The organism is Micromonospora sp. C51, assembly GCF_018070435.1.
Lineage (GTDB): Bacteria > Actinomycetota > Actinomycetes > Mycobacteriales > Micromonosporaceae > Micromonospora > Micromonospora sediminimaris.
In genome coordinates this window covers 595,445-612,725 of the sequence record NZ_JAGPXQ010000001.1, presented here as the reverse complement: position 1 = coordinate 612,725, position 17,281 = coordinate 595,445, and the positions used below count along the sequence as shown (strand labels likewise).

Annotated in this window: 14 protein-coding genes and 1 pseudogene; 9 read left to right on the top strand and 6 right to left on the bottom strand. The window is 71.3% G+C overall.

What is annotated here, in order from left to right; all coding sequences use genetic code 11:
- Positions 1-72: 72 nt before the first annotated feature.
- Both KBX50_RS02775 and KBX50_RS02770 read right to left on the bottom strand, forming a co-directional pair.
- A complete protein-coding gene (locus tag KBX50_RS02775) occupies positions 73-3,441 on the bottom strand; it encodes an endo-1,4-beta-xylanase (RefSeq protein WP_210934284.1) in 3,369 nt (1,122 codons plus the stop codon).
- 168 nt (positions 3,442-3,609) lie between these two features.
- Positions 3,610-4,623, bottom strand: coding sequence for a GlxA family transcriptional regulator (locus KBX50_RS02770; protein ID WP_210934282.1), 1,014 nt, complete (start codon positions 4,621-4,623; stop codon positions 3,610-3,612).
- Between the two features lie 70 nt (positions 4,624-4,693).
- Between KBX50_RS02770 and KBX50_RS02765 the strand changes: the two genes are divergently transcribed.
- From KBX50_RS02765 to KBX50_RS02745, 6 genes and pseudogenes are all read left to right on the top strand, one after another.
- Positions 4,694-5,965 carry an APC family permease gene (locus tag KBX50_RS02765; protein WP_210934281.1) on the top strand — a complete coding sequence of 424 codons (1,272 nt, stop codon included), beginning with the start codon at positions 4,694-4,696 and terminating at the stop codon, positions 5,963-5,965.
- Between the two features lie 255 nt (positions 5,966-6,220).
- Positions 6,221-7,858 carry a ribosomal protection-like ABC-F family protein gene (abc-f, locus tag KBX50_RS02760; RefSeq protein WP_210934280.1) on the top strand — a complete coding sequence of 546 codons (1,638 nt, stop codon included), beginning with the start codon at positions 6,221-6,223 and terminating at the stop codon, positions 7,856-7,858.
- Between the two features lie 153 nt (positions 7,859-8,011).
- Positions 8,012-8,197, top strand: a pseudogene (locus KBX50_RS33755) (helix-turn-helix domain-containing protein); the annotation flags it as partial.
- A gap of 33 nt (positions 8,198-8,230) precedes the next feature.
- On the top strand, positions 8,231-8,716 hold the full coding sequence (locus KBX50_RS33750) for a hypothetical protein (protein WP_374224564.1): 486 nt from the start codon (positions 8,231-8,233) through the stop codon (positions 8,714-8,716).
- Between the two features lie 144 nt (positions 8,717-8,860).
- Complete coding sequence (locus KBX50_RS02750; protein ID WP_210934279.1) at positions 8,861-9,775, top strand: ABC transporter ATP-binding protein; 915 nt, start codon at positions 8,861-8,863, stop codon at positions 9,773-9,775.
- Positions 9,775-11,436 (top strand): ABC transporter permease, encoded by a 1,662-nt coding sequence (locus KBX50_RS02745; protein WP_210934278.1) that lies wholly within the window; start codon positions 9,775-9,777, stop codon positions 11,434-11,436. Before KBX50_RS02750 ends, KBX50_RS02745 begins: the two co-directional genes overlap by 1 nt.
- Positions 11,437-11,527: 91 nt before the next feature.
- Here the strand turns inward: KBX50_RS02745 and KBX50_RS02740 are convergent, their stop codons facing one another.
- Entirely contained in the window at positions 11,528-11,977 is a 450-nt protein-coding gene (locus KBX50_RS02740; protein WP_210934277.1) for a hypothetical protein, read from the bottom strand.
- Positions 11,978-12,083: 106 nt separating this feature from the next.
- Complete coding sequence (locus KBX50_RS02735) at positions 12,084-12,650, bottom strand: nucleosidase (RefSeq protein WP_210934276.1); 567 nt, start codon at positions 12,648-12,650, stop codon at positions 12,084-12,086.
- Positions 12,651-12,743: 93 nt separating this feature from the next.
- Here KBX50_RS02735 and KBX50_RS02730 point away from each other — a divergent pair, with 93 nt between their 5' ends.
- A complete protein-coding gene (locus KBX50_RS02730) occupies positions 12,744-13,820 on the top strand; it encodes a PIN domain-containing protein (protein WP_210934275.1) in 1,077 nt (358 codons plus the stop codon).
- A 60-nt stretch (positions 13,821-13,880) separates the two neighbouring features.
- Here KBX50_RS02730 and KBX50_RS02725 read toward each other — a convergent pair whose 3' ends face one another.
- Together KBX50_RS02725 and KBX50_RS02720 are read right to left on the bottom strand one after the other, a co-directional pair.
- Positions 13,881-14,648 carry an ABC transporter permease gene (locus KBX50_RS02725; RefSeq protein WP_210934274.1) on the bottom strand — a complete coding sequence of 256 codons (768 nt, stop codon included), beginning with the start codon at positions 14,646-14,648 and terminating at the stop codon, positions 13,881-13,883.
- Complete coding sequence (locus KBX50_RS02720) at positions 14,645-15,385, bottom strand: ABC transporter ATP-binding protein (RefSeq protein ID WP_210934273.1); 741 nt, start codon at positions 15,383-15,385, stop codon at positions 14,645-14,647. The genes KBX50_RS02725 and KBX50_RS02720 overlap by 4 nt, the downstream gene beginning before the upstream one ends.
- Positions 15,386-15,496: 111 nt before the next feature.
- Here KBX50_RS02720 and KBX50_RS02715 point away from each other — a divergent pair, with 111 nt between their 5' ends.
- Together KBX50_RS02715 and KBX50_RS02710 are read left to right on the top strand one after the other, a co-directional pair.
- A complete protein-coding gene (locus KBX50_RS02715) occupies positions 15,497-16,600 on the top strand; it encodes a sensor histidine kinase (protein ID WP_210934272.1) in 1,104 nt (367 codons plus the stop codon).
- Entirely contained in the window at positions 16,597-17,241 is a 645-nt protein-coding gene (locus KBX50_RS02710; RefSeq protein WP_210934271.1) for a response regulator transcription factor, read from the top strand. The genes KBX50_RS02715 and KBX50_RS02710 overlap by 4 nt, the downstream gene beginning before the upstream one ends.
- Positions 17,242-17,281 lie beyond the last annotated feature (40 nt).

The window sequence follows — 17,281 nt, the reverse complement described above, 5'->3', positions numbered from 1 at the left end:
TGGCCACCACCGGCGCTACCTCACCGGCCCCGGCCCGTCAGCGTGGTCAGCCGACGTGGCCCGGGCCGGGTGTCACAGGTTGGCGCAGTACCCGACGCTGAAGGTGCTGGCGCCGGCGGCCAGTGTCCGGTTCCAGCTCACCCCCTTGATCCGGTAGCTGCCGTCAGCCAGCCGCTCCCGCTTGAAGTTCCACGCGGTGTAGATGTCACCCTCCAGATCGACCACCGCGGTCCACTCGACCGACTTGTCGCCGTTGTTGGTGGCGGTGATGGTGGCGCAGTAGCCGCCGCCGCTGTCGGAGTTCCAGCGGGCGATCCGCTCCATCGTGATCTCCACGTTGGAACCGGCGACCAGCCGACCCACCCCCCAACGGGCGGTGGTCTGGTAACCCTCGCCGTTCTGCTCGGCCCAGTTGCGGATCGAGGTACGTGCGCCGTCGGAGGCGTCGTTGACCTGGAAGTCCAGGCCGTGGAACGTGCCGAGACCACCGTATTCGAGCAGGCTGATCGCCGCCTCGACGGTGTAGCCGGTCTCGGTACGCACGGCGGCGCTCTCCAGCCGCCCGGCCTGGAACGCCTCGTCACCGGTGCCGAACGACACGACGTTGTCGGCGTTGATGCGGATCTGGGTGTCGTCGTAGCGGAACGGGCCGTTCTTGGCGTTGCCGGCGTCGACGTAGATCTCGACCGAGTCCTGGGTCCACGGGTCGGAGCCGGAGACGTCCACCACCGGGTCGGTGACCTCGGCCAGCACGTACAGCGTCTGGCCCCGCCAGAGGGTACGGACGTTCGCCGTCGCGCCGTCGGTGCCGGAAACCTGCTTGGCGGTGGTGACCGACGTGGCCTGGGCCCAGCCGGCATCCACCGTGCCGTCGATGACCGGCGCGGTGCCCGTCTCCCGTACCTCCAGGTACGACAGTTCCTCCACCAGGCTCAGGGTGCCAACGGCGCCCGGAGTGTTCCAGCCGGAGGTGGTGCCGTTGTCGGTCACCCGCACGTCGAAGGTGCGGGTCTCGCCCTCGGCGGCGTCGACCAGCGGCAGGTGGGCGACCAGGTGATAGCCGTCGTCCCGCTCGGCCGCCACGGCCGGCACGTCGCCGCTGCCGTCGCGGGAGACCCGGTAGGTCTCGTCGCCCAGGGCGAAGGTGACCTGGTCGTCGTCGGAGACCGTGGCGTCGTCGACCGTGACGTACGCGGTCAGGTGGTCCGGCGCCCAGCGCAACTGGAACCCGGCCGTCTCCTCGATCGTGTGCAGGGGCAGTTTGCGCCAGGTCAGGTCCTTCGGCGCGGCGGCCGTGAGGGCCACGTCACCGGCGAAGACGTTGGCCGTGCGCAGGCGTGCCGGCAGGTCGCCGTCCACCGCCCCGTAGTAGGCGGGCTTGGCCCGCAGGTTGTCGTCGAACAGCAGCGGCGCGTTGGCCGACCGCCACGATCGGCCGTCGGTGAGGCCCCACACCGTGACGGCGAACAGGTCGTCGGTGTGCTCCCGGAAGATCCGGAAGGCGTCCCGGTAGAAGTAGCCCTGCTCGATCAGCCGCGCCTGGGTCACCGGGGTGCCGGTGGTGACGTCGAGTTCGGTGACGGCCTGGGTCAGCGGCAGCCCGGCGAAGGCGTCCAACGTGGCCTCCAGGCTGCTGACCGGCGTGGCCAGCGAGACGTGGAACTGGTGCCCCACCCCGTCGATCGGCACGTCGCGGTCGACCAGCCGCTGCACCAGCGCCCGGTAGCGGGCCTGCTTGCCGCTCTGCTCGGTGTTGTAGTCGTTGATGAACAGGGTGACCGGGTCGCTGTCGGGTACGGCGTGGACGTCGTTGAACGCCTCGTGCGCGTACTCGAACGACAGGTCGATGAAGTTCTCGCCGAGAATCCGGTACCACTCGCTGCGGCGCAGGCCGTCGGCGTACTCGCCGCTGTCGCTGATCACCTCGTTGACCACGTCCCAGGCGTACAGCGGGTTGGTGGGGGAGCCGAACGGGCCGTACCGCTCGGACAGTGATTCGGCGACGTCGAAAATGTGGGTACGGAGGCGGTCGCGCAGCAGCTGCTGGTGTTCCGCCGACGTGGTCAGCGGCTGGCCGTCCGCGTCCTGGAAGAACCAGGCCGGGGTCTGGCTGTGCCAGACCAGCACGTGACCGTAGACGCGCAGGTCGTTGTCACGGGCGAAGTCCATCACCGCGAGCGCCTGCTCGTGCGGTCGGAAGGTGCGTTCGTCGTCGTACCAGGCCTCGGGCTTCATGTGGTTCTCGTGCGTGACCTGGTTGAAGTGCCGGTTCAGCAACTCGGCGGCGCCGCCGACGGTCTCCCGGGCGTCGATGGCCACGCCGACCGGGAAGTCGGTGGTCTCGTGGACCCCGGTGAGATCTTCGATGACCGGCGGCTCCGGCACCCGGACGACGATGTCGTCGACCAGGAAGTCGCTGGTGTTGCCGGCCACGTCCGCGCCCTCCCAGCGGGTCTCGAAGTAGAGCGACGCCTCGTCCGAGGCGGGCATGGTGAACCGGGCGCTCACCTCGGTCCAGCCGGTGTTGGTGACGGACTCGAACTGGGCGAGGGTGCTGAACGACTGGCTGCCGCCGGAGGTGCTGGCCAGGCTGAGCCAGATCTGGTCGGTCGGCTGGCCGTCGGCGAACCGCAGCCAGGCGCTGAACTCGTAGGTGACGCCCGCTTCGAACAGGCCGGTGACGTCACGCCCGAGGCCGGCAACCTGGTTGACCCGGTCGCTGACCAGCGCCGCGGCCGTGCCGCCGTGTGCGACGTCGCTGATCTCGACCGTCGGGGCGCCCGCGCCGCTGTCGCGCGGACCCCAGCCGTCCAGCCCGTCCTCGAAGTCGGTGTCGATGACGACGGTGCCGGGCTCAGGTCCGCCCGGTTCGCCGTCCGGTCCGGTGATCAGGACGTCGTCCAGGAGGAACGGGGTGCTCTCCGCCGCCTCGACGTAGACGGTGGCGGCGCTGAGCCCGTCGGGCAGCGTGTAGGTGCCGCCGATCTGCACCCAGCTGTCGGCGGTGGTGGGGACGTCGCCGCCGATCCAGGTGTAGGTGTTGTCACCGCCGTCGGCCGGGGTCGCCTCGACGGTGAAGTGCACTCCCGCGGTGCCCTCGGTGCCGGCGGGCAGTTTCACCCAGGCGGTGACCGAGTACTGCGTACCGGGCCGGAACAGCGCCGTCGCGCTCGTCGCCGGGCCCTGCCAGTTCGCCGTACGGCCGGTGACCGACAGGCTGCTGTCGCTTTCGTGTCCCTCGTCGGCGATGGCGAGGGTGATGTCGCCGCGCGGTCCCCACGGTGCGTACGAGCCGGACTCGAAGTCGTTGGCGAGGACGATCTCGGCGGCTGCCGCCGGCGCGGGTGCCACGGCGACCGCGGCGACGAGCGCTGCGGAGCAGAGCAGCGCGACGGTTCGGGATCGGCGTCGTGATCGATGGGAGAGGTTCCAGAGGCGCATCGAAATCCCTCTACTTTATATCGGTGCTGGCGGGGTGTGTCTGACGTGGCCCTTCGGACGGATTCAAGCGCGTGCATGCTATGCCGAGACCGCCGTGGTGACCACAACTTCCGGAAGTTTCCGGTAACGACGCAGCGGTGGTGACTGATGAATCGGCAGCGGCCAGAGCTACCGGAGTGGTTGACCGGCCGGCCGGTGCGGCACCGTCGGGCGGGCAGACGCGCCGACCCGGTACCGGAAGACGTGCCGGTAGGTCTGCGGGGTCATCCCGCTGATCCGGCCGAAGTGCTGGCGCAGGTTGGCGCCGCTGCCGAAGCCGGTACGGTGAGCGATCCGCTCGATCGGATCCTCGGTGGTCTCCAGCAACTCCTGTGCCAGCCGGACCCGCTGCTCCAACAGCCACTGCAACGGCGTGGTACCGAGCGAGTCGCGGAACCGGCGGGCCAGGGTGCGCGGGCTCAGGCTGGCCGCGCGGGCCAGGTCGTTGACTGACAGCGGCCGGTCGAGGCGTTGCCGAGCCCACTCCAGCACCGGGCTCAGGTCGGCCGGGGAGACTCCCCGCACCGGCGGCGCCGGATACTGGGTGTGGTCGGCGCCCCGCTGCGGCGCCACCACCATCCGCCGGGCCACCTCGGCTGCTACCGCGGCACCGTGGTCCAGCCGCACCAGGTGCAGGCACAGATCGATGGCGGCGGCCGTGCCGGCCGAGGTGAAGATGTTGTCCTCCGCCACGTACAGCACCCGGGGGTCGAGGTCGACCAGCGGGAACCGGCCGGCGAAGTCCTGCGCGTTCATCCAGTGCGTGGTGGCGCGGCGACCGTCGAGCAGGCCGGCTGCGGCGATCGGGTACGCGCCGGTGCAGATGCCGACGATGCGGCTGCCCCGCGCGTACGCGATGCGCAGCGCCTCGACCAGCTCTGCCGGGGGACTGACCTGGGTCGGTCGGGCGCAACCGGGCACCAGCACGGTGTCGGCCTCGACCAGATCGTCCAGGCCGTACGCGGGGTCGAGCCACGAGCCAGCGGTGGTACGCAGCGGGCCTGGCTCGGCCGCGCACAGGCGCATCTCGTACCACGGGTCGACGATGTCCCGTCGGTCGGTGCCGAACACCTCCTGCGGAACCGCCAGCTCGAAGATCGGCAGGTTGTCGCTCACCGCCACCGCGACGACGTGCGGACGCATGGCAGGAATCTAACGCAGTTCGGCGTCAATCCTGTTGTCCCGGTCGGCCGGCCTGGACGACGGTGATCACATGACGCAGACCCGTGCCACGCCGGTGACCGGCGGTCGGCTGACCGCCGCCCAGGGCACCGCTCTCTACGTCGGTGCCGTACTGGGTACCGGCGTGATCGCGTTGCCTGCGCTGGCGGCCGAGGCCGCCGGCCCCGCCTCGCTGCTCGCCTGGCTGCTGCTCGTGATCGTCTCCGCTCCACTGGCGGCCACGTTCGCCGCACTCGGTTCCCGTCACCCGGACGCCGGTGGCGTGTCGACGTACGCCCGGATGGCTTTCGGACCGCGGGCGGCGGCCGTCGTCGGGTGGTGTTTCTACTTCGCGGTGCCGCCGGGCGCATCCGCGGCGGCGCTGTTCGGCGCCGCCTACGTCGAGGCGGCGGTCGGCGGCGGTACGCCGACCATCGCGGTCACGGCGGCGCTGCTGATGGTCGCGGTCACCGCCACCAACCACGCCGGTGTGCAGCTCGCCGGGCGGGTGCAGCTCGCGCTCGCCGGAGCGCTTGTCGCGTTCCTGCTGCTGGCGGTGCTGTTGTCGCTGCCGCACGCGGACGCCGCGAATCTCACGCCCTTCGCCCCGCACGGCCTGCCAGCCGTCGGCCCCGCGGCGGCGCTGCTGATGTGGAGCTTCGTCGGCTGGGAGGCGATCACCCACCTGACCGGCGAGTTCCGCCGTCCCGACCGGGATCTTCCCCGAGCCACGGCCGCAGCGGTCGTCGTGGTCGGCGCGTTGTACCTGGCGGTGGCCTTCGCGACCGTCGCCGTGCTCGGCACGGCGGCGGCGGGGTCCGCGGCGCCGCTGGGCGAGTTGTTCGCGGTCGCGCTCGGCGGCGACGCCCGCTGGTTGGTCGCCGCGGCTGCGTTGCTGCTGACCTTCGGTGCGATGAACGCCTACTACGCCGGAGCGGCGAAGCTCGGTGCGGCGCTCGGCCGCGACGGTGCGTTGCCCGACTGGCTCGCCCGGGGCAGCGTGGCCGGCGAGGTGCCCCGCCGCAGCCTCCTCGTCACCGCCACCCTGGCGTTTCTCGCGCTGGGCACGGTACTGGTCACCGGCCTCGGTACCCACCCGCTGGTGCTGCTCACCACCGGCTCCTTCATCACCGTCTACGTGGTCGGTGTCGCGGCGGCGCTGCGGCTGCTGCCTCGCCGCAGCGCCGCCTGGTACGCCGCCGCCGCGACCATCGGCGTGGTGCTGGTCCTCCTGGCCATGACCGGTCTCTACCTGCTCTGGCCGGTGGCGGTGACCGGGGCGGCGCTGCTGTACCTCCGGGTGCGGGACCGAGTCCGGTCCTGATCGGTGGACACCCGCCGAGGTTCGGGGCTCGGCGGGTGTGTGCCGGTTCGGTGCCGACCGGACGGGCGCTTGCTAGGCTTGCCCTGCGGATCAACCGCCAGGTACGGAGCGAGGAGCGCTCGGCATGCTTTCGGGGGACGACGACATCTCAGGGTGAGCAGCCCTGCCGCCGGGTGACGGCGGCCTGTCGTGTCGTGTCCCTGTCTGCCTGCCCGGGGCGTTGTGTCCCCGGCTTCCCAGCTGAGGTCTTCTCCGATGTCCGACGACTGCGTCGTGTGTACCAACCTGTCCTTTTCCTGGCCCGACGACACCCCGGTCTTCCAGGACCTGTCATTCACCGTGCCGCCGGGCCGCACCGGCCTGGTCGCGCCGAACGGCGCCGGCAAGTCGACGCTGTTGCGCCTGATCGCCGGCGATCTCGTACCCACCGGGGGCGGCGTGACGGTCGAGGGGGCGCTCGGCTACCTGCCGCAGAACCTTCCGTTCGCCGGTGACCTGACCGTGGCGGAGGTGCTGGGCGTCGCCCCGGCGTTGACCGCGTTGCGGGCGATCGAGGCCGGCGACGCCAGCGAGGAGAACTTCGCCGCGGTCGGTGACGACTGGGACGTCGAGGAGCGCAGTCGCGCCGAACTCGACCGCCTGGGCCTGGGCGAGGTGGCGTTGGAGCGTCGCCTGCACACCCTCAGCGGTGGGCAGGTCGTTTCCCTCGGCCTGGCCGCCCAACTGCTGCGGCGTCCCGACGTGCTGCTGCTGGACGAGCCGACAAACAACCTCGACATCGACGCCCGGCACCGGCTGTACACGGTGCTGGAGAACTGGTCCGGCTGCCTGCTGCTGGTCAGCCACGACCGGATGCTGCTGGACCGGATGGATCGCATCGCCGAACTCGACGACGGGCAACTGCGCATGTTCGGCGGAAACTTCACCGCCTACGAGGAGGCGTCCCGGGCTGCCCGGGAGCTGGCGGAGCGTCAGGTCCGCAGCGCAGAGCTGGAGGTCAAGCGGGAGAAGCGGGAGATGCAGCAGGCCCGTGAACGCGCCGAGCGGCGAGCCGGCAACGCGGCCCGCAACCTCGGCAACGCGGGCCTGGCGCGCATCGTGGCCGGTGGGCTCAAGCGCAGTGCCCAGGAGTCCGCGGGTCGGGCCCAGCAGGCGCATGCCAGCCGGGTCAGCGACGCGCAGTCCCGGCTCGACCAGGCCGGCCGGGCGCTGCGGGACGATCAGACGCTGGCGTTGGAGCTGCCGGAGACCGACGTCCCGGCCGGCCGGACTCTGGTCGAGGGGCAGCGGATGCAGGTCCGGTACGACGGCCGGGCGCTGTTCGCCGGGGACGGCGTCGATCTGACCATCCGAGGCCCGGAGCGGATCGCGTTGACCGGCCCCAACGGTGTCGGCAAGTCCACCCTGCTGCGCCTGCTCCTCGGTGACCTGGATCCGGAGGGCGGGCAGGTGCGTCGGGCCGACGGCCGGGTGGCGTACCTGTCGCAGCGGCTGGACCTGCTCGACGTGGACCGCACCGTGCTGGAGAACCTCACCGCGTACGCCCCGGACCGCCCGCAGTCGGAGCGGATGAACCTGCTGGCCCGGTTTCTGTTCCGGGGGGCCCGCGCCCAGCTACCGGTCGGCGTCCTCTCCGGCGGTGAACGCCTGCGCGCCACCCTGGCCAGTGTCCTGTACGCCCAGCCGGCGCCGCACCTGCTGCTGCTCGACGAGCCCACGAACAACCTCGACCTGGTCAGCGTCAGTCAGCTGGAGAACGCGTTGCACGCCTACCGGGGCGCGTTCGTGGTGGTCAGCCACGATGAACGCTTCCTGCGTGACATCGGCGTAGACCGGTGGCTGCGCCTCGACCACAGCGGCCTCCGCGAGATCCCCGCCCCCGAGCCCGACTGAGCATCGCCGAGGGGCAGGTCGACGCATCCGGGCAGGTCGGCCGGCTGGCGTTCGCGGATGGTGAGCGAGGTCATCAGGTCATTCTCAGGCTCCTCGCAGGATTGCGGCCGGCGGGGCTTGCCGAGTGGTTGAACGAGTGTTTAATCTGGTGTCGTGACGTCCTGGGGCGGAGCTTCGGAGGAGCGCGGCGGCGAGTTGGCCACCGCGATCCGCATCCGTGACGCCGCCATCGCGCGGTTCGCCCGCGACGGTTTCCGGGTCGGGCTGCGCACCATCGCCGCGGACGCCGGGGTGACCGCCGGTCTGATCGTTCATCACTTCGGCTCGAAGGACGGGCTGCGCCGCGCCTGCGACGAGCAGGTGCTGGAGGTCATGCGCCGGGAGAAGAAGAAGGCGCTCACCGACGGCAGCGGGACGATGCTGCTGGCGCAGATGGCCCAGGTCGAGCAGTTCGCGCCGATGGTGCAGTACCTGCTGCGCAGCATGCAGGCCGGTGGGGAGTTGGCGGCGCAGCTGATCGAGCACATGATCAGCGACGCCGAGGCGTACCTGTCGGCGGGGGAGGCGGCCGGGGTGGTGCGGCCCAGCCGTGACCGGGCCGCCCGCACCCGTTACCTGGCCTACCAGGCGACCGGCAGCATGCTGCTCTGGTTCACCTTGCACGGCGCCGACGCGGAGCCGGAGAAGTTCCCCGTCCTGTTCCGCCGCTACATGGAGGAACTCGCCCTGCCGGCGCTGGAACTGTTCACCGAGGGGTTGCTCGTCGACCGGTCGATGCTCGACGAATACCTGATGTACGTGCCGGATCCGCCGCCGGCCGCATCGAACGCTGCCGACCGGGACGGTACGGCGAGCTGAACCGCCACCACGCCGCGGCGTGGCCCACTCCTCCGCGCACCAGCGCGAACCGCACCGGATCCCGGGTGGCGTGCCCCCGGATCCGTTGATCGATCACATCGCACCCCGGGACGCCCCGGGCTACCTCGAATGAGGTCAACGACCATGACTGCTGCCATCGACATCCACCACCTCGACAAGTCCTTCGGCCGGGTCAAGGCACTGGACGGACTCGACCTGCGGGTCGACCCCGGCACCGTGCACGGCTTCCTCGGCCCCAACGGCGCCGGCAAGTCCACCACCATCCGGATCCTGCTCGGACTGCTGCGCGCCGACGGCGGCCAGGCCCGGCTGCTCGGTGGCGACCCCTGGGCCGACGCGGTTGCCCTGCACCGGCGGCTCGCCTACGTGCCCGGCGACGTGGAGCTGTGGCCCAACCTCACCGGTGGCGAGGCGATCGACCTGTTCGCCCGGCTGCGCGGCGGCACCGACCCGGTCCGCCGGGACGAGCTGTGCCAGCGCTTCGACCTGGACCCGAGCAAGAAGGGCCGCACCTACTCCAAGGGCAACCGGCAGAAGGTGGCACTGATCGCGGCACTGGCCAGCGACGTCGAGCTGCTCCTGCTCGACGAGCCGACCGCCGGGCTGGACCCGTTGATGGAGGCGGTGTTCCAGGACTGCATCCGCGAGGTCAAGGAAGCCGGGCGCACCGTGCTGCTGTCCAGCCACATCCTCGCCCAGGTCGAGGTGCTCGCCGACCAGATCTCGATCATCCGGCAGGGAAAGATCGTCGAGACCGGCTCGCTCACCGAGTTGCGCCACCTCACCCGTACCTCCGTCGAGGCCGTCACCGACCGGCCGGCCGACGGCCTGGCCAACCTGGCCGGCGTGCACGGTCTGCGCACCGACGACGGACAGGTCCGCTTCGAGGTCGACGGCGACCAACTCGCCGTCGTGGTACGCGAACTGGGTGACCTCGGTGTGCAGGGACTGACCGTCCGGCCGCCGACGCTGGAGCAGCTACTGCTGCGGCACTACGGTGACCAGCTCGTCGGCAACGGTGCCGGGAAGGTGGCGTGATGACCGCGACGACGCTCGACCGCGCGGCACCGGCCGGCGCGGGCACGGGCACCGCCGTCACCGGGACCGGCAGTCTGCTGCGGTTCATGCTGCGCCGTGACCGGATCCGACTGCCCGCCTGGACGCTCGGTCTGCCGCTGCTGATGACGTACTTCGCCGCCGCGCTGGACACCATCGCGCAGACTCCGGAGGACCTGGCGGGGCTGACCGCCTTCACCAGCAGCCCCGCCGGAGCCCTGTTCGGTGGACCCGGCTTCGGTTTCGACGACCTGACCATCGAACGCTTCCTCGCCGGCCAGTACGGCCTCTACGTGCTGATCGGCGCCGGTCTGATGGGCCTGCTCACCGTGGTCCGGCACACCCGGACCGAGGAGCGGACCGGTCGGGCCGAACTGATCCGCGCCAATGTGGTCGGTCGGCACGCCCAACTGACCGCCGCACTGACCCTCACTGCCGTGATGGCGGTGCTTGTCGCCCTGCTGGTCGGTGCGATGCTGGCCAGCCGTGGCTTCGATCCGGGCGGCTCCATGCTGTTCGGCGCTTCCGTCGGTGCGGTGGCGCTGGCCTTCGCCGGCATCGCCGCGGTCACCGTCCAGTTGTCGGAGTACCCGCGGGCCGCCTCTGGCATGGCCGGGGCGGCGCTCGGTGCCGCGTTCGTGTTGCGCGGCCTCGGTGACATGGCGGCGGTGCAGGGCAGCGGGCCGTCCTGGCTGTCGTGGCTGTCGCCGATCGGCTGGTCCCAGCAGACCGCCGCGTACGTCCACGACCGCTGGTGGCCGTTGGCCGTCTCGCTGGCCTTCGTGGCGGTGACCGCCGTCACCGGCTACGTCCTGTCGGCGCGGCGCGACTTCGGTGCCGGCCTGGTGCCGCCCCGCCCGGGGTCGCCGCGGGCCGCGAGCTGGCTGGCCGGCCCCTTCGCGTTCGCGTTCCGGCTGCACCGGGCCAGCCTGATCGGCTGGAGCGTGGCGCTGCTGGCGGCCGGCGTGGCCTACGGTTCGTTCACCCAGCCCCTGCTGGACGGCTTCGAGGACGCACCCGCGGACCTGGTGGAGGTCATGGGTGGCGGTTCCGGTGACCTGCTCGCCGGCTACCTGGGCATGATGGGCCTGACCATGGCGCTCGTCGTCGGGGTCTACGCGGTACTCGCCGTGCAGTCGCTGCGCGCCGAGGAGACCGAGGGACGGGCCGAGCCGGTGCTGGCGACATCGGTCAGCCGGACCGCCTGGATCGGCAGTCACATCGCCGTCGTGGCGCTCGGCGTGCCGTGGCTGCTGCTGGTCGCCGGCGTGGGCATGGGTGTCGGCGCGGCGGCGAGCACCGGCGATGCGGGTCTGCTCGGTGACCTGTTGGTCGGCCACCTCGCGCACACCCCGGCGGTCTGGCTGGTCCTCGCGGTCGCTGCCCTGCTCTACGCGGCCGCACCGAGAGTGCTGCCGGCGATCTGGGTGGTGCTCGGCTACGGGCTGATCGCCGGTTACTTCGCCCCGATCCTGGAACTGCCCGAGGGTGTGCTGCGGCTGTCTCCCTTCGAGCACGTGGGGGAGTACCCGCTGGAGGACATCAGCGTGGTCGCGGTGGTGGTGCTGACCGTGCTCGCGGGTGCCTTTGCCCAGGCTGCCGTGGCCGCCTTCCGCAGGCGGGACCTGGCCGGCGGCGCCTGACCTGGTATGAGCCTGCCGACGTGGCGTGCGGCGCGTCGGCAGGCTCGGGCGCGGCGGGTGCGCGGTGCCGCCGGTGCGGGACGGGTGGCTGTCAGTCCCGGTGCGGCATCGGAAAGCCCGCCACCACGATGCCGTACAGCAGATGGTCGGCGACCAGGGCCAACTGTTCGTGCCAGTCGGTCAACCGCCGATCGATGCCGAGCGCCGGCGCGATGGTGGTGTGGAAGCCGAGCAGCAGCACCATGCCGTAGAGCGGGCCGACCCAGATCCGATGACGGAGGCGTTTGGGCAGCGCGCCGAAGGCCAGCCCGGCGCCGAGCCCGTAGCTCCAGTGCGCCACCGCCAGGGCTGCCGGGTGCTGATCGCCGGGCAACCGGTCGAGCAGTCCGGGCACCAGCTTCTCCATCACCGACTTCGGCGGCGAGCTCTGCACGAGATTCAGGGAGGTGGTGGCCTGGCGTAGCCCGGACATCGCCATCGCGGCGATGACCCCTCGGATGCCACTCCGCATGATGATCGTCGTGCGTGCCGACAGCTCCATGCCCCGTTCCAATCCGTAGCCGCAGTAGCGCGGCTACCCGCGCCTCGCGGCGTCAAACGTGCCGCTCACCGCCGAACATGCGCGCTGGACCGCCCGGGCACGACGGTCAGAGGTTGTCCCGCACCCAACCGGCGAGGACGCTGGCGCAGCCGTCCACCGACTCCTGCCAGCTGCGCTCAGCCCCGTCACCGGCCTCGTCGCTGACCTGCTTCACCATGCGGACCGGTACGCCGAAGGCAAGCGCCGTCGACGCCACCGCGTACCCCTCCATGTCCACCAGGTGAGCGCGGCGGGCCAGGGCCGAGCGGGCCTCGTCGTCGGCGATGAACCGGTCACCGGTGGCCAGCGTCGGGCCGTCGCCCAGGGCCAGCGGCGCGCCGACGGTCTGACCGGTGAGCCGGCGGATGAACTCGGTGTCCAGGTCGTGCTGGAGGACGCTGCCGACCTCGTGGGTGCCGGTCCAACCCGGATGCAGCGCGCCCGCGGTGCCGAGGTTGACCAGTACCGACGGCAGCGGGAAGCGGGCCAGCGTCGCCGCGACGGCGGCTGCGGCGTTGACCTTGCCCATTCCGGTCAGCAGCACCGGAAGCCCCGCGTCGAGGTACGCGGCCTCCTCGGCGATGGCCAGGACGAGCAGCGGACGGTCCGGGCTGATCGTGCCGCGAAGATCCATCGGGCGATGGTAGCCGTTGCCCGTGACGCTCCCGTTGCGGCGCGGTGCCACCGCTGCCGGCCCGGTCACGGTCGCACGACGTACGCTGCCCGGGTGGAGCATGAGGACCGGATCGCCCTGTTTCTGGACTACGAGAACCTGGCGCTGGGGGTGCGCGACCACCACGGTGGGACGATGTTCGACTTCCGGCCGATCGCCGACGCGTTGGCCGAGCGCGGCCGGGTGGTGGTGCGGCGGGCCTACGCCGACTGGTCGTACTTCGACGAGGACCGGCGGATGTTGACCCGTTCGCACGTCGAGCTGATCGAGATTCCGCAGCGGATGGGCGCCACCCGTAAGAACGCCGCCGACATCAAGATGGCCGTTGACGCGATCGAGTTGGCCTTCGAACGCGGCTACATCTCCACCTTCGTCCTGTGCACCGGTGACAGCGACTTCACGCCGCTGGTGCACAAGCTCCGCGAACTCAACAAGCAGGTGATCGGTGTGGGGGTGGAGAAGTCCACCTCGGCCCTGCTGCCACCCGCTTGCGACGAGTTCCTCTACTACGACCGGTTGGAGGGCGTCGACATCCTGCCGACGCGGGGGCGACGGGGCCGTCCGGCCCGGCTGCCCGAGCCGGAGCCGCAGCCCGCCGAGCAGGTGGAGATCGAGACGACGCCGACCGAGGAGCCGGCCCGCGACGCCGACGCGCTGGCCGTCCTCGTCGCGCAGACCGTCGCGGGTCTGCAGGGCAGTTCCGGCGGGGAGGTGACCGCCTCGCGGTTGAAGCGGACGCTGTTGCGGAAGGATCCCACCTTCAGCGAGTCCGACCACGGGTTCCGGACCTTCGGTGAACTGCTGCGCCACCTCGCCGACCTGCGCGTGATCGAGCTGGCGGAGGGCCCGGCCAAGGGCGACCCGGAGGTTTCCCTGCCGGAACACGGTGACCGGGAGACGGCGTTCGCGCTGCTCGGCTCCGTCGTTCGCGATCTCGGCGGGGAGACCGGCGAGGTGGCCCTGTCCGGCCTGAAGAACCAGCTCCGGCGGGTGCGGCCGGACTTCAGCGAGAAGAAGCTGGGCTATCGAGGCTTTTTGCAGTTCTGCAAGGCCGCCGCCACGGAAGGGGCGGTGGGTCTGCGGTGGAGCACCGAGGCCGACGACTACCTGCTCACTGCCGAGCCGTCCTGACCGACCGGCCCGGCATCCGGGCGTTCAGCGGGTGTGCGGTGTCCCGGTGGGAGTGACGGCTCACTCCCACCGGAACAGCAGACCCGCGACCACGGCTCCGACGCCGACCGTCGCACCCAGGCCGATCAGGTTCGCCGCCGGTACCGCGGCGCCGGCCCAGGCCGACGACAGGGCCTCGGCGGCAGCGCCGAACGGCAGCCAACCACCGATCTCGGCGAGCATCTCGGGCAGGGACTCCCGTCCACCGAACATGCCGCCGAGGGCGCCGAGGACGAAGAAGGCGACCAGGCCGATGGCGACGGCGGAGTTGGGGGTGGGCGCGACCGCCGCGACGATCATGCCGGTGCCGTACATCGCCGCCATCGCCAGCCCGACCACCCCGACCGCGGTGCCGAGGCTGGCGGGCGGGTCGGCGCCGAAGACCAGGAACGCCACCACCAGAGCGGCCGCGATGCCGACGAGCGCCTGAAGAACGCTGACGACGGCCTGGGCGGCGAGGACCATGGCCGGCGACGCGGGGGTTACCCCGAGCCGGCGGAGGATCCCGGAGCGACGGTAGTAGGCGAGGAAGCTCGGCATGTTGATGATGCCGATGATCGCGACGACCATGGTGAACACGAGTGGCAGGACGTAGAGGTCCAACGCGGTGCGCCCGTTCGCGACGACCGTCCGGCTCGCGGAGGAGGCACTGGTCAACATGATCAGCAATGGCAGGCAGAGGGGGACCACCAGCCCCGCCGTGTCCCGGACGACCATCTTCGCCTCGCACCCGATCAGGGTGACCAGCGAGCGCAGTCCGGGTCGACGAGCCTCGACGAGCGTGGTCATTCAGTCTCCTCCGCCAACGGCCGGCCGGTGAGCGCGACGAACGCGTCGTCGAGGGTGGTGGCCCCGGCGCGTGCGATCAGGCCCGCCGGGGTGTCGTGCGCGACGACCCGGCCGGCGTCGAGCACCACGACCCGGTCGCAGAGCCGCTCGACCTCCTCCATGCTGTGACTGACCAGCAGCACGCTTACCCCTTCGGATCTGAGTCGCTCGACGGTGCCCCACATTCGGCGTCGTGCCGTCGGGTCCAGCCCGGTGGTCAGTTCGTCGAGGATCACCACGCGGGGTCGCCCGGCGATGGCGAGAGCGATGGAGAGCCGCTGCTGTTGCCCGCCGGAGAGCTTGTCGAAGCTGGTCCGGCGCTGCTCGGTCAGCGCGACGAGATCCAGCAGCTCCTCGGTGGACCGGGGATCGGGGTAGAAGCTGCGGTAGAGGTTCACCAGTTCGGTGACCCGGAGCGCGTGGTGCAGCTGGGCCTGCTGCAACTGCACGCCGAGAACCTGTCGCAGCCGCGCGCGGTCCCGGCGCGGATCGAGGCCGAGTACGCGTACCCGCCCCTGTTCGGGTACGCGTAACCCGGCGATCATCTCGACGGTCGTCGTCTTGCCCGCGCCGTTGGCGCCGACCACACCGACCGCCTCACCGACCTCGACCCGCAGACTCACATCGACGACCGCCCGCGTACTGCGGTAGCTCTTGGCGAGGTGCTCGGCGAGGATCGCCGGTCCGGTGCTGTGCATGTCTCGACGCTACGAACGCGCCCGGCCGGTGTCGTGTCCCGAAAGTCATCACCTGCCGGCATTACTTCCGGCACAGGTGGGCTCGTCACGGCCCGACCTAGAGTGAGGAACATGCGACGGGTCGGGACAGACGAGTGGTCCGGCCTCGCGATGCTCGTGGTGGCGGTCGCCGTCGCCGGTCCCGGCCTCTTCGGCGCCATCGGGACCACGATCGCGCGCGGCTGGTGGATCGCGCTGTTCGGCTGCTACCTGGTCGCCCTGCTCGTCTCGGTGGCCACCCGCGTGTCCCGGCTGGTGCGGTTCGCGGCGTTCGCCGCGACCGTCGTCGCCGCCTGGGCCCTGCTGCTGACCGCGTCCACCCTGGGGCTGTTGCCGGTGCTGCTGGTCCTCACCGCAGCCGTGAGCGTGTACGTGGTGCCGCTGCCGGTGGGTCTGGCGGTCGTGGTCGCCAACACACTGGTGATCACCTTCGGTGCGGCGTCGATGACGCGGGCGCCGGCCGACGGCGTCATGCTTCTGATCTTCTACCTGCTCATCCAGGTGGCGACGCTGCTCAGCTCGGTCACCCTGCTGCGGGAGCAGCGGATGCGCCGCGAGTTGGCCGAGGCGCATGTCGAGTTGCAGGCCGCCAGCGTCCTGCTCTCGGACTCGGCTGCCACGGCGGAGCGGCTGCGCATCTCCCGCGAACTGCACGATCTGATCGGCCATCAGCTGACCGTGCTGACGCTGGAGCTGGAGACCGCCCGTCACCTGGAGGGGCCAGCCGTGCGTACCCACCTTGAACGGGCCGATCAGGTCGCCCGGGAGCTGCTCGGCGACGTGCGGGCCACGGTCGGGCGGCTGCGTACCGAAAGTCCCGATCTTGAGCAGGCGTTGCGTCGGGTGACGCAGGACCTGCCCGGTCTCGACGTGACCATCGAGGTGTCCCCGGCGGTACGCGTCGACGAGGACGACAGCGCGGCGTTCGTCCGGGCCGCTCAGGAGATCGTCACCAACACCATCCGGCACGCCGACGCGCGTACCCTGCGGATCTCGGTGACCGGCGACGAACGGGAGACCGTGCTGGACGCCCGCGACGACGGCCGGGGAGCACCGGAACCGACGCTCGGCAACGGGCTGCGTGGCCTGGGCGAACGGTTCGCCGCGCTCGGCGGTGAGCTGTCGGTCGACGGCGGCGACGGGTTCCGGGTGACCGCGCGGGTGCCGGCGCGATGACCCGGGTGGTGGTGGTCGACGACCAGACCCTGATCCGGCAGGGCATCCGCGGGCTGCTGGAGGTGGCCGGGATCGACGTGGTCGGCGAGGCCGACGACGGCCGGGCCGCGCTCCCGGTCATCGCGCGTACCGCCCCCGACGTGATCCTGCTCGACCTGCGGATGCCCCGCTTCGACGGCATCTGGGCGCTGGAACGGCTGCGCGCGGACGGCGTCGACATCCCGGTGCTGGTGCTGACCACGTTCGACGACGACGAACTCGTGCTCGCGGCGTTGCGCGCGGGTGCCCGGGGCTATCTGCTGAAGGACGTCACGTTGGACCAGCTCACCCGGGCCATCCGGACGCTCGCCGACGGCGGCACGCTCATCGCCCCGTCGATCACCAACCGGATGCTGCGGGCGATCCGCTCCGGGCCGTCCCCGGCCGGACCGCAGGCACCGCCGGTGCAGAACCTCACCGAACGCGAGCAGGAGGTGTTGCGGCTCGTGGCGCACGGCTACAGCAACCGGGAGATCGCCGACGGGTTGTTTCTCGCCGAGGGGACGGTCAAGAACCACGTCTCCACGATCCTGACCAAGCTCGGCGCGCGGGACCGCACGAACGCGGTGCTCCGCGCGCTGCACGAGGGAATCCTCGGATGAGTGCCTGCCGCCCGGCCGCCGCCGGTGCGGGACGGCGGCC